Source organism: Paracoccus sp. (in: a-proteobacteria), from assembly GCF_032007265.1.
In the GTDB taxonomy this organism is placed as follows: Bacteria; Pseudomonadota; Alphaproteobacteria; order Rhodobacterales; family Rhodobacteraceae; genus Paracoccus.
The window spans coordinates 1-12148 of sequence record NZ_DALZMB010000110.1 but is presented as its reverse complement, the minus strand read 5'-3'; the positions used below and the strand labels follow the sequence as shown (position 1 = coordinate 12148).

Below are 12148 nucleotides of genomic sequence, written 5' to 3'. Positions count from 1 at the left end.
TCGACAAGCTGCGCCTTGATCGCCGTCTGTCGCCGCCTTGGACAAGCGATTGGCTGACCCAAGCCGGGCGCGACAAGCTGCGCGCCTATGGCATTGCGCCGCCCATCGACGGGACGGCACCCGACGGCGTGATCGCTGGCCGCATCGCAAAATTGACTGGCTCGGGCAATCTGGTGATCGCCTGCCCGCGCTGCGGCTCGAGCCAGACCGAAAAGATCAGCCAGTTCGGCTCGACGCCCTGCAAGGCCAGTTACCGCTGCAAGGACTGCCTCGAGCCCTTCGACTATTTCAAATGCATCTAAGGATGCGCCCGCACTGACAGGAACGATACCCAAATGGCACGCTTCCATCCTCTCAAAGTCACCGAGGTTCGCCGCGAGACCCGTGATGCCGTCGTGGTGACACTTGCCCCGCGCGACGAAGACCGCGCGCTTTTCGACTTTACCCAAGGCCAGTATCTGACGCTGCGCCGGGCCTTTGACGGCGAGGAGTTGCGCCGTTCCTATTCGATCTGCGCAGGCAAGGACGACGGCATTTTGCAGGTCGGGATCAAGCGCGTCGACGGGGGCGCTTTCTCGACCTGGGCCAATGAAAACCTGAAACCGGGCGATGAAATCGACGCGATGCCGCCCATGGGCAAGTTCTTTACCTTGGTCGAGCCCGAGGCAAAGAAACACTATCTGGGCTTTGCCGGCGGCTCGGGGATCACACCGGTCCTGTCGATCATCAAGACTGTCCTGGCGCGCGAACCCAATGCGACATTCACGCTGGTTTACGCCAACCGCCAGATCAGCTCGATCATGTTCCGTGAAGAGCTGGAGGATCTGAAGAACACCTATCTGGGTCGCTTCTCGGTCATCCATATTCTTGACAGCGAAGCGCAGGATATTGACCTGTTCACTGGCCGGATCGATGCCGCAAAGATGACGGCCTTGTTCCAGAACTGGATCGATCCCAGCCAAATCACCACCAGCTTCATCTGCGGCCCCGAGCCGATGATGCTGGCGATTGCCCAATCGCTGCGCGACCACGGGCTGAAGGACGAGCAGATCAAATTCGAGCTGTTCGCCTCAAGTCAGCCGGGCCGTGCCAAGGCGCGGGCCGTTTCCCAAGACACCGCCAAATCGGGTGATGCCACCCAAGCCACGGTGACATTGGACGGCGCGACCCGCAGCTTTTCCATGCCCAAGAACGGCGAAAGCATTCTGGACGCCGCCATCGCCAACAATATCGACGCGCCCTATTCGTGCAAAGCGGGCGTTTGCTCGACCTGCCGCTGCAAGGTTCTGGAGGGCGAGGTCGAGATGGCGGTCAACCATGCGCTTGAGGATTACGAGGTCCGCGCGGGCTATGTCCTAAGCTGCCAGGCAATCCCGCTTAGCAACAAAGTTGTTGTCAGCTATGACGAATAAGGGAGAGGCATCATGTCCGATACGGTTCACGCTGAGACGATGAATATCGAAGACTACCTTGCCCAGGGCGGCGTTCTGACATCGCCCGACAACGTTCCCGCCCGTTACCGCGGCGAGTTGATGCGGATGATGTCATCCTTTGTCGATAGCGAACTGGCAGGATCGGCGGGCTTTGCCGATTCCATCAACTTTGCCCCCGGCATCAAGGAACGCATAGCCGCCAGCCGCATCACCTTGGAAAAAGCCGATCACGCCGAGCGCGTCCTGAATATCATGGGCGATTTCGGCACAGATACGGCGCGCTATCAGGCCACACATGACTGGTCGGCCCGCCTGCCCCGTGACGCCCAGCACAGTGGCGAACGGATGGGCGCAGACATGCGCCTGTCGGTCTTTCACTATCCGCTTGAAAGCTGGATCGACGCGGTGGTGATGAATGTGCTGATGGGCCTTGTGAGCGGGGTGCAGCTGGCAGAATTGGCAAAGGTGTCCTATGCGCCTTTGGCCGAAACCTTCCGAGACATCGCCCCGCGCGAGGCGCGTCATGCCGAGCTGGGACTAGAAGGTCTGGAGCGGGTCATCGCCACCCCCGCCGGACGCGATGCTGCCCTTGCCGCCATTGCCTATTGGCGCCCGCGCGTGGCCGCGACCTTTGGCTCGCCCACATCGTCACGCTACCACACTCAGGCCCGTTTCGGGCTTCGCCACACGCCCAATGGGGTGATGCAGGCAGAATGGGAACAGCTGCTTGCCGACAAGCTTGGCGCGCTGGACCTGAATTGAAAGGACAAGACATGACCGCCCCCTTCAAAGCGCCGCGCCGCCTGGAAAGCTATGTGCTGGGCCAATGGACGCCCGGTGCCAAAGATGGCCATACCTTGCTGGATGCGGGCACGGGCGAACCCGTCGCCACGATTGACTCCACCGGCATCGATTTCGCCGAAGTGCTGAACTATGGCCGCACGGTCGCGGGACGCAAATTGCGCGCCATGTCCTTTCATGATCGAGCAGGCATGCTCAAGGCACTTGGCCTTAAGCTGATGGAACAGAAAGAAGAATTCTATACCGAAAGCCTGCGCACCGGCGCGACCCGCCCGGATGGCTGGGTCGATATCGAAGGCGGGATCGGCACGATGCTGACCTTTGCCTCGAAAGGTCGGCGTGAGCTGCCCAATACGCGGGTTTTGACCGAAGGCCCGGTCGAACTTTTGTCGCGCGACAACAGCTTTTCGGCCCAGCACATCCTGACGCCTTTGCAAGGGGTCGCGGTTCATATCAATGCCTATAACTTCCCGATCTGGGGCATGCTGGAAAAGATTGCGCCGACGCTGCTTGCGGGCGTGCCCTGCATCGTTAAGCCTGCCAGCCAGACCGCCTATCTGACCGAACTTATGGTGCGCCGTATCATTGAAACGGGCATTCTTCCCGAAGGCGCGCTGCAACTGATCTCGGGCTCGGTCGGTGATCTGCTGTCGCATGTCTGCGAACAGGATGTGGTGACCTTTACCGGATCGGCCAGCACCGGCCGCAAGCTGAAAACCCTGCCTGCGATCGTCAACAATTCCGTGCGTTTCAATATGGAGGCCGACAGTTTGAACGCCTCGATCCTTGGCACGGATGCGGTTGCGGGAACGCCTGAGTTTGATCTGTTCGTCAAAGAGGTCGCGCGCGAGATGACCTCGAAAGCGGGGCAGAAATGTACCGCGATCCGCCGCGTGATTGCGCCGCGCGCCCAGATCGATGCATTGGTCGCGGCTTTGGGCGAGCGGCTGGGAAAAACCGCCGTGGGCCTGCCCGGTGATGAGGCCACGCGCATGGGAGCATTGTCGTCCTTTGATCAGCGCGACGAGGTTCGGGCCCGCATCAAGGATTTGCAGGCCGATGCGGAAATCGTCGCGGGCAATCCCGATCAGGTAACACTGTCCTCGGGGGATGCTGAAACCGGCGCCTTCATGAACCCAGTCCTGCTTTACTGCGACAATCCTTTTGCCGCGCGCGCCGTTCACGAGGTCGAGGCCTTTGGCCCGGTCGCAACCGTCATGCCCTATGACACGCTCGAAGATGCGGTCGAGCTGGCCAATAAGGGCAAGGGCTCGCTGGTGGCATCCGTCTTTACCAATGATGGCGATGTCGCCCAAGAGGTTGTTTTGGGCATCGCACCCAATCATGGCCGCGTCTTGATCGGCAACCGCGTTTCGGCCAAGACCTCGACCGGGCATGGCTCGCCCTTGGCGGGACTGGTCCATGGTGGCCCCGGTCGCGCAGGCGGCGGCGAGGAGATGGGCGGTATCCGCGGCGTCACCCATTATATGCAGCGCACCGCAGTCCAGGGCGCGCCGAACATGCTTTCGGCCGTCACGGGCCGTTGGATCGAGGGGGCAGATGCCCATCAAGGCACCCACCCCTTCCGTAAATCACTGGCAGAGCTGCGTATCGGCGACCAACTTGTCACCGCAAGCCGGGTCGTCACCCAGGAAGACGTCGAGCATTTTGCCGAATTCACCGGCGATACCTTTTACGCCCATATGGACAGCGAGGCGGCCAAGGCCAATCCTTTCTTCGATGATCGGGTGGCCCATGGCTATCTGATTGCCAGCTTCGCCGCTGGTCTTTTCGTCGAGCCGAACCCCGGCCCGGTTCTGGCCAATTATGGCGTTGATCATCTGCGCTTCCTGACGCCGGTCTATTTTGGCGACAGCCTGCAAGTGCGCCTGACCTGCAAAGAGATCAACCCGCGCGCCAATGCCGAACATGGCGAAGTGCGTTGGGATTGTCAGGTCACGAACCAAAAGGCCGAGGTGGTCGCGCAATATGACGTACTGACCATGGTGGCAAAGGAATGGTCGGCAAAAGGCTGATTGCCTGCGCGTGCCCCAATTGGATCAGAAAAGGCGCCGGATCATCACTTGACCCGGCGCCTTTTTATGGAAGTTTGTGTCAGCTGGAAAATCAGCTTGTTTCGCGCTGATCCAGGACGATCTCTGGTTGATCCGGAAGGTTCGCCTTTTCTTCCATGTAAAGACGCCAGACCGCAAGAAACAGCGCGGCTACCAACGGGCCGATGACAAAGCCATTCACCCCCAGCAGCGACAGGCCACCCAAGGTGGACACCAAGACGATATAATCGGGCATATTGGTCTGCCCACCGACAAGACGCGGGCGCAACAGGTTATCGACAAGGCTGATGACGCCAAACCCCACCACCAGCAAGATCACCCCGCTGGCAACGCTGCCTGTCAGCAGCAGATAGACCGCGATCGGAAACCAGATCAGGCCCGCACCAATGGCAGGGATCAGCGACAAGGCCGCCATGACCACCCCCCAAAGTACGGCCCCGCCAATGCCCAAAAACCACAGCGTCACCCCACCAATCGCACCTTGAACCGCGGCGATAATAAAGTTGCCTTTGACGGTCGCCGTCAGTACCGAGGTGATGGTCTGCATCAAAACATCGGTTTGATGCGGGCTAAGCGGGCTGGCTTTACGGATGGTCGCGGCCAGCTCTGATCCATCCTTGAAGAAGAAATAAAGCAGATAAAGCGCCACGCCAAAGGCCACGGCAAAGCTTAGCGCCCCCTGCCCCAAAGCGTAAAAACCCTTGGCGACAAATTGCAAAATGCTTTGCAGGAATTCGCTGAATTTCTGCGCCAACTCGGCCGCGCTTGGCAGGTTGAGGCGGTCCAGAAACTGAATGACGCTTGCGGGCAGATGATTGCGCAACCCATCCAGCGTACCGGCAAGATCAAGCGGGCTGCTTGTCAGCAGCTGATAGGCCCGCGCCGCCTCGGCCGCGATCATCGTGACAAGAATCAGAAATGGAATGACCACCAAAAGAATGCAGGTCACCACCGCCCCCAATGAGGCAAGCGCCGAGCGTCCACCGAACCAACCCAGAAGGCGCATATAAAGCGGTTGGAACAACAGCGCCAAAATAAGCGCCCAGAAGACCGCACCGTAATAGGGCCGCACCACCAGCAGAAAAAGGATGCTGATTATCACCATGGTTGCGACGAAGGCCGTGGAAAGCCGCCTGTCCATCAAAGTACCCCCGTTATTTTTGGGCTTATCCGCCTATCCAAGGGTAAGCGATGGCAAGGGCCTTGGGTTCCAAGATTGCGAAAGAAGCCGGGAACGACCCGCCCGCAACGCGACCATCTGGGGCTTAGCGAACCGCCTTGATCCCCTCAAGTACCAAGGTGGTGGCAACATCGGCGTAATCCTCGCGCGAGATGCGGCCGCCGTCGCGAAACCACATATAAACCCAGTTGAGCATGCCAAAAAGCGACATGGTAACCGGCATCAACAGGGGGCGCGCAGGATTGGCCAGCTCGGGGTTGATCTGTTTCAGCACCGCGGAAAAGCGCTGAACAATGCCGCGTTCCATTGCGGTGATTTCGGCCTTTTGCTCGTCCGACAGCGCCGAGGTCGCATTCAGCTGCACCTTATGCTGGTCATCCGCGCCGCGATAACATTCCAGCACGGTGCCCACCAGTTTGCGCAGGCGTTGCTGCGGTGCCAAATCGGGCTCGTCCGCCTGCGCGATGGCGCCATCCAGCTCTTCAAGATGGGTCATGATGATCGCAAAGATCAACGCATCCTTGCTGGGATAGTAATGATAGAGCAGCGCCTTCGAGACCTTCGCATGGGCCGCGATCTGCGACATCGAGGCCTTTTCCATGCCCTGCTCTGCGAAAACTCGCGCAGCATCGTTCAATATAGCGCGCTGCTTTTCTTCAAAATCGGCTGCTCTTGTCCGAGCCATCTTAAATCACTTTCATCGTGGGTCCGGTCAGCCCAAAAGAAAGGGGGGCCGTCCGCCCCCCAGATGTAGGCCACGGTCGGGGTAAAATTCTACCCTTGCTTGTGGTCTGGACAGATTGCCCGACATTATTCCTTGGGCCGATTATCGACGACGCGTTTGGCCTTGCCCTCAGAGCGCAGCAGCGCCTCGGGATCATGGATCTGAATCTTGGTTGAAACGCCAACGATCGCCTTGATGCGATGGGCGAGGTCTTTGGCCGATTGGGCACGCGCATCGCTGTCGGTGCCATGCGGGGCACATTCCACGTGGACCACCATGCCGTCCATGCGGCCAGCACGCATCAGCTCGATATAGAAATGCGGCGCAAGGAAGTCGCATTTCAGGATCTGCTCTTCGATCTGGGTCGGAAACACATTCACGCCGCGCAAGATGATCATGTCATCGCTGCGCCCGGTGATCTTTTCGATCCGGCGCATCGCGCGTGCCGTGCCCGGCAAAAGCCGCGTCAGATCGCGGGTGCGATAGCGCACCATCGGCAGGGCCTCTTTGGTCAAGGTCGTGATGACCAGCTCGCCCATCTCGCCGTCGGGCAGCGGCTCTCCGGTGACCGGGTCGATGATCTCGGGGTAGAAGTGATCCTCCCAGAAATGCAGGCCGTCCTTGGTCTCGACACATTCCATCGCGACGCCCGGCCCCATGATTTCCGACAGGCCGTAAATATCGACGGCATGCATATCAAAGGCATCCTCGATTTCCTCACGCATGGCATTGGTCCAGGGCTCGGCCCCGAAAATGCCCACCGCAAGCGAGGATTTGCGCGGGTCCAGTCCCTGACGGCGAAATTCATCAAGGATCGACAACATATAGGACGGCGTCACCATGATCACGCGCGGCTTGAAGTCATTGATCAGCGTCACCTGACGCTCGGTGCCCCCGCCCGAGATCGGCACCACGGTACAACCCAGTTTTTCGGCGCCGTAATGCGCACCAAGACCGCCTGTGAACAGCCCATAGCCATAGGCATTATGCAAAATATCGCCCGGACGGCCACCGCCTGCGCGGATCGAGCGGGCAATCAGATTGGCCCAGACATCGATATCATTCTTGGTATAGCCCACCACCGTCGGCTTGCCGGTCGTGCCCGAAGATCCATGAATACGCGACAGTTGGTTTTGCGGCACAGCGAACATCCCGAAGGGATAGGTGTCGCGCAGATCTTGCTTGTAGGTGAAGGGGAATTTGGCGATGTCCTTGAGCGATTTCAGCTCTTCCGGGTGAACGCCGGCTTGGTTGAAACGCTGTTGGAAGAAGGGCGAGTTGTCATAAGCGTGTTTCAGTGACCGTTTCATGCGGTGAAACTGAAGCGCCTCGATCTCGTCACGGGATGCTGTCTCGATTGGATCGAGGTCTTTCGGATTTGGTGTCAGATTTTCCATACTATCCTCCCAATGACGGAATGGTGTCAGGCCAGATCAGGTAAATGCTTGCCCTTCACGCTGCGTGAATGGCCGCGAAATTCGGCGATATGATCGCCATTCTGGTTGGTTATGCGCACATCATAGATCCCCGAGCGGCCGCGCAGCGAAATCTCGCGGGCGGCTGCGGTCAGCCGATCACCGATGCGGCCGGGGTTGATGTAGGTAATCGAATTTTGCTGGGCGACGACCATGGTATTGCGGCTGTTGCAAGCAAAGGCAAAGGCGCTGTCGGCAAGCGTAAAGATATAGCCACCGTGGCAATTGCCGTGGCCGTTTGACATCTGATCGGTGATGTCCATCGACAAGGTCGCCTCGCCCGGCGCGATATGATCCAGCGACATGCCCAGACGTTGGCTGGCGCTGTCGTCATTCCACATGGCCTTGGCACAGGCTTCGGCGATTTCCTGATCCGTCATTTGCTTTACTTCCCCTGGAAGACCGGTTTGCGCTTTTCCAGAAAGGCGGTGACGCCTTCGGCATAATCATCGCTACGCCCGGCGATCTGCTGGCAGTCGCGCTCAAGGTCCAACTGCTGGTCAAGGCTGTTCGTTGCAGCCGCCTGAATAAGACGTTTGGTCAGACCCAGCCCCAGCTTCGGGCCAGCCGCCAGGCTGAGGGCAAGCTCGCGCGCTTCGCGCACCAGATCGCCATCTTCGACTGCCTGCCAAATCAGGCCCCAATCGGCTGCCCGTTCGGCGGAAAGGGGCGTGGCGGTCAGTGCCAGCGCCTTGGCACGTGGCTCGCCCAGAATACGCGCCAGCGACCAGGTGCCACCTGCGTCGGGCACCAGGCCGATCTTGGCAAAGGCTTGAATGAATTTCGCCGATTTCGCGGCCAGAACGATGTCACAGGCAAAAGCGATATTTGCACCCGCACCTGCCGCGACGCCGTTCACAGCACAGATGACCGGCTTTTCCAGACTGCGAATCAGGCGCAATGTCGGGTTGTAGAAGGTCTCGATCGTGTGCCCCAGATCCGGCTTTGGCCCACCCTTGCGCGGATCACGGTCACCCAGATCCTGCCCCGCACAAAACCCGCGCCCGGCGCCCGTCAACAGGACCGCGCGCACGCTTTCCTCACGATGGGCCCGCTCGATCTGCGCGCGCAAGGCAAGATGCATCTCTTCGTTAAAGGAGTTCAGCTTATCTGGGCGGTTCAGCGTGAGCTGCAGAACCCCCTCGTCCAGCGCCACTAAGACGGTGTCGGATTGGCTCATGATCGTCTCTCCCAATCCCCGCAAATCATCGGGGCCTCCAGATTCTTGTTGCATAGACCGACCGGACGGTCAATGATTAAGCGTGAACTGGGAGGCACATCCATGACCGAGTTGTTCGAGCGCCATCGGCCGATGCTTGAGGCTGCCCTTGCGGCGCTGGCCACGCGCGGTTTCTGGACGCCGTTCCCCGAAATCCCCAGCGGCAAGATCTATGGCGAGACTGCCAAGGCAAGCGCCGAGGCGGCCTTTCACGATGTGCAAAACCGCCCCTTTACCCTGCCCGGCCACCCCCAAGACAGCCTGTTTGGCGATGAGATCTCACCTTGGGGTCCCGCACTTGGCATTCGCTATCCCGCAGCCCCGGTCGAGACCTTGATTGCAGCCAGCCGACAGGCCGCACAGGTCTGGGGCGCGGCCTCGATCCAGCAGCGTGTGGGCATTTGCCTTGAAATCGTCACCCGCTTGAATGCGCAAAGCTTTCTGATGGGCCATGCGACGATGCACACCACGGGCCAGGCCTTTGCCATGGCCTTTCAGGCGGGCGGCCCCCATGCGCAGGATCGCGCGCTGGAAGCCATTGCCGCAGCCTATGACGAAATGACCCGCTTTGCGCCCACGGCGCAGTGGATCAAACCCCAAGGCAAGGCCCCCGCGCTGGAGATTGAAAAGCACTGGACGTTGGTTCCACGCGGCATTTCTCTGGCGATCGGCTGCAACACCTTTCCGACCTGGAACTCCTATTGCGGCATTTTCGCAAGCCTTGCCACGGGCAATACCGTCATCATCAAACCCCATCCTTCGGCAATCTTGCCGCTGGCGCTGACGGTCAAGATCGCGCGCGAGGTGCTGGCCGAGGCAGGCCTTCCGGCTGACGCAATCTTGCTTGCCGTGGATCAGCCCGAGGCGCCGATCACCAAAGAGCTGGCCACACATCCCGATGTGCGTTTGATCGATTATACCGGCTCAAGCGTTTTTGGTGATTGGCTTCGTGAACACGCGACGCAGGCGCGCCTTTTCACCGAAGAGACCGGGGTCAACAGCATCATCATCGCAGGCACAGATGATTTCGACGCCATGTGCGCCAATCTTGCCTTTTCCCTGGCCCTTTACTCGGGACAAATGTGCACAGCGCCGCAAAACATCTATGTGCCGCAAGACGGGATCGAGACGGATCAGGGCCATAAAAGCGCCCAGGATATTGCCAAGGGCATCATTGCGGCAATTGACGCGCTGCTGGCCGATGCCGCGCAGGCCGTGGCGATTACGGGCATGATTGCCAATCCGGCCACGCTGGCGCGCATCGCAACGGCGCGGCAATTGGGTACGATCTTGCGCGATTCGGCGCCCCTGACCACCCCGCGCAGCGCCTCGCCCTTGGTGCTGATGCTCGATGCCAAGAACACAGATGCCTATGAGCAAGAGGTCTTTGGCCCCATCACATTCGTGATCCGCACCGCTGATACAAGCCAATCCATCGCCTTGGCCGCGGATCTGGCGCGCTGCAAAGGCGCCATCACCGCCGCGATCTATGCGACCGATGAGGCACAGATCGCCCAGGCGATCGCTGCCTTTGCGCAGGCAGGCGTCAATCTGTCGATCAATCTGACCGGCAATATTTTCGTGAACCAATCGGCAGCATTTAGCGACTTTCACGTCACCGGGGCCAATCCCGCAGGCAATGCCAGCTTGACCGATACCGCCTTTATCGCCCCGCGCTTTAGCCGCGTGATGTGGCGCCGCCCCATTGCCGACCGGGCAAAATCGCCCGGCGCGCTGTGATCGATCCAGTTTCCAGGGAGGAAATTCGAATGAAACCCAACACCAGCATGATTGCCACGCTGATCGCGCTTGGCCTTGCCACCACCGCTCAGGCGGAAATTAAGATCGGGGCTTCGGTCTCGGCGACGGGTCCGGCCTCTTTTCTGGGCGACCCCGAGGCCAAGACATTGGAGATGCTGGTCGAAGAGGCCAATGCCAAGGGCGGCATCAATGGCGAGCCGGTCAAGCTGGTGCTTTATGATGACGGCTCTGACCCCAACAAGGCGCGCACCTTTGCCACCCGCCTGATCGAGGATGACGAGGTCGTGGCGATCATCGGCGGCTCGACCACCGGAACCTCGCAATCCATTGCCTCGGTGGCCGAGGATAACGAGGTGCCCTTTATCTCATTGGCAGGCGCGATTGAAATCATTCAGCCAGTGCGCCCCTACACCTTCAAGACCCCTCATACCGACCGCATGGCCTGTGAGAAGATCTTTGAGGATATGAAGGCTCAGGGCATCACCAAGATCGGGATGATCTCGGGGACCGATGGCTTTGGCGCCTCGATGCATGCCCAGTGCAAAGATGTCATCGGCAATTACGGCATCGACATCGTCGCGGATGAAACCTATGGCCCGCAGGATGCGGATATGACGCCCCAGCTGACCAATATCAAAGGCAAGGACGGGCTGCAGGCGGTCCTGAACCCGGGCTTTGGCCAGGGCCCGGCGATCGTCACCCGCAACTATCGCCAGCTGGATATCAAAGTCCCGCTTTACCAGTCGCATGGCGTCGCCTCGGCGGGCTTTATCGAACTGGCTGGCCCCGCATCCGAGGGGGTCCGCATTCCCGGCACCGCCTTGCTTGTTGCCGATATTCTTCCCGATAGCGATCCGCAAAAGCCCGTCGTCACCGCCTATAAAGCGGCTTTCGAGGCCAAGACCAAGACCCCGGTCGGCACGTTCGGCGGCTATGCCCATGATGCGTTCAGCATTGTCACGGATGCGATCACCCGCGCCGGAGAGGCCGACCCTCAGGCCATCCGTGACGCGATCGAGGCCACTTCGGGCCTTGTCGGCACCACCGGAATTGTCACCATGACCCCCGAAGATCACCTTGGTCTTGATCTGAGCGCCTTCAAGATGCTTGAGATCAAAGACGGCAAATGGACCTTGATCAACTGATCTGACCCGGCCGAGCCGAAGGTGCGGGCCTGCGACAGCTGCGCCCCGCACCCGACCCGGCAAGGCCCAGCTAGGGCGCCCCCCATGTCGGAATTCATGCAATTCATCCTATCCGGGGTGACGGTCGGCGCGGTCTATGCGCTGGTCGCCCTTGGCTTCACCATCATCTATAATGCGTCAGATGTGGTTAACTTCTCGCAAGGCGAATTCGTCATGCTGGGCGGTATGATCACCTTTTTTGCGCATCAGGCCGGCCTGCCCATGCCGCTGGCGGCGCTGATTGCCATCGGCGTCACCGCGCTGATCGGGGTCGCGCTGAACAAATTGGCGATCGA

11 protein-coding genes and 1 pseudogene are annotated in these 12148 nt (G+C 59.8%); 7 read left to right on the top strand and 5 right to left on the bottom strand.

Annotation, left to right across the window (positions count from 1 at the left end):
* The 4 genes and pseudogenes from RTS12_RS17465 to paaZ form a co-directional block, all read left to right on the top strand.
* Positions 1-302, top strand: a pseudogene (locus RTS12_RS17465) (phenylacetate-CoA oxygenase subunit PaaJ); the annotation flags it as partial.
* A 33-nt stretch (positions 303-335) separates the two neighbouring features.
* On the top strand, positions 336-1412 hold the full coding sequence (gene paaE / locus RTS12_RS17460; protein WP_312530789.1) for a 1,2-phenylacetyl-CoA epoxidase subunit PaaE: 1077 nt from the start codon (positions 336-338) through the stop codon (positions 1410-1412).
* A gap of 12 nt (positions 1413-1424) precedes the next feature.
* Positions 1425-2195 (top strand): Phenylacetic acid catabolic protein, encoded by a 771-nt coding sequence (locus tag RTS12_RS17455; protein WP_312530787.1) that lies wholly within the window; start codon positions 1425-1427, stop codon positions 2193-2195.
* Between the two features lie 11 nt (positions 2196-2206).
* On the top strand, positions 2207-4270 hold the full coding sequence (gene paaZ, locus RTS12_RS17450) for a phenylacetic acid degradation bifunctional protein PaaZ (protein ID WP_312530785.1): 2064 nt from the start codon (positions 2207-2209) through the stop codon (positions 4268-4270).
* A gap of 91 nt (positions 4271-4361) precedes the next feature.
* Here the strand turns inward: paaZ and RTS12_RS17445 are convergent, their stop codons facing one another.
* From RTS12_RS17445 to paaG, 5 genes are all read right to left on the bottom strand, one after another.
* On the bottom strand, positions 4362-5450 hold the full coding sequence (locus RTS12_RS17445; RefSeq protein ID WP_312530783.1) for an AI-2E family transporter: 1089 nt from the start codon (positions 5448-5450) through the stop codon (positions 4362-4364).
* A gap of 124 nt (positions 5451-5574) precedes the next feature.
* Positions 5575-6174 (bottom strand): TetR/AcrR family transcriptional regulator, encoded by a 600-nt coding sequence (locus RTS12_RS17440; protein ID WP_312530781.1) that lies wholly within the window; start codon positions 6172-6174, stop codon positions 5575-5577.
* 125 nt (positions 6175-6299) lie between these two features.
* Entirely contained in the window at positions 6300-7610 is a 1311-nt protein-coding gene (gene paaK, locus RTS12_RS17435) for a phenylacetate--CoA ligase PaaK (RefSeq protein ID WP_312530779.1), read from the bottom strand.
* Positions 7611-7636: 26 nt separating this feature from the next.
* Positions 7637-8068 (bottom strand): hydroxyphenylacetyl-CoA thioesterase PaaI, encoded by a 432-nt coding sequence (gene paaI, locus RTS12_RS17430; protein WP_312530777.1) that lies wholly within the window; start codon positions 8066-8068, stop codon positions 7637-7639.
* A gap of 5 nt (positions 8069-8073) precedes the next feature.
* Positions 8074-8868 carry a 2-(1,2-epoxy-1,2-dihydrophenyl)acetyl-CoA isomerase PaaG gene (gene paaG, locus RTS12_RS17425; protein WP_312530775.1) on the bottom strand — a complete coding sequence of 265 codons (795 nt, stop codon included), beginning with the start codon at positions 8866-8868 and terminating at the stop codon, positions 8074-8076.
* A gap of 102 nt (positions 8869-8970) precedes the next feature.
* On the opposite strand from paaG, the gene paaN reads away from it, so the two are divergent.
* The 3 genes from paaN to RTS12_RS17410 form a co-directional block, all read left to right on the top strand.
* Complete coding sequence (paaN, locus tag RTS12_RS17420; protein WP_312530774.1) at positions 8971-10647, top strand: phenylacetic acid degradation protein PaaN; 1677 nt, start codon at positions 8971-8973, stop codon at positions 10645-10647.
* A gap of 29 nt (positions 10648-10676) precedes the next feature.
* Positions 10677-11813, top strand: coding sequence for an ABC transporter substrate-binding protein (locus RTS12_RS17415; protein WP_312530772.1), 1137 nt, complete (start codon positions 10677-10679; stop codon positions 11811-11813).
* Positions 11814-11897: 84 nt separating this feature from the next.
* On the top strand, positions 11898-12148 hold a 251-nt coding region (locus RTS12_RS17410), incomplete at its 3' end, for an ABC transporter permease subunit (protein WP_409455706.1).

What these genes read in the sequence shown, in the direction of transcription:
- RTS12_RS17455 (WP_312530787.1), top strand. Translation starts at nt 1,425, where the DNA reads ATGTCCGATACGGTTCACGCTGAGACGATGAATATCGAAGACTACCTT.
- RTS12_RS17415 (WP_312530772.1), top strand. Translation starts at nt 10,677, where the DNA reads ATGAAACCCAACACCAGCATGATTGCCACGCTGATCGCGCTTGGCCTT.
- paaK (WP_312530779.1), bottom strand. Translation starts at nt 7,610, where the DNA reads ATGGAAAATCTGACACCAAATCCGAAAGACCTCGATCCAATCGAGACA.
- RTS12_RS17445 (WP_312530783.1), bottom strand. Translation starts at nt 5,450, where the DNA reads ATGGACAGGCGGCTTTCCACGGCCTTCGTCGCAACCATGGTGATAATC.
- paaZ (WP_312530785.1), top strand. Translation starts at nt 2,207, where the DNA reads ATGACCGCCCCCTTCAAAGCGCCGCGCCGCCTGGAAAGCTATGTGCTG.
- paaN (WP_312530774.1), top strand. Translation starts at nt 8,971, where the DNA reads ATGACCGAGTTGTTCGAGCGCCATCGGCCGATGCTTGAGGCTGCCCTT.
- paaI (WP_312530777.1), bottom strand. Translation starts at nt 8,068, where the DNA reads ATGACGGATCAGGAAATCGCCGAAGCCTGTGCCAAGGCCATGTGGAAT.
- paaE (WP_312530789.1), top strand. Translation starts at nt 336, where the DNA reads ATGGCACGCTTCCATCCTCTCAAAGTCACCGAGGTTCGCCGCGAGACC.
- RTS12_RS17440 (WP_312530781.1), bottom strand. Translation starts at nt 6,174, where the DNA reads ATGGCTCGGACAAGAGCAGCCGATTTTGAAGAAAAGCAGCGCGCTATA.
- paaG (WP_312530775.1), bottom strand. Translation starts at nt 8,868, where the DNA reads ATGAGCCAATCCGACACCGTCTTAGTGGCGCTGGACGAGGGGGTTCTG.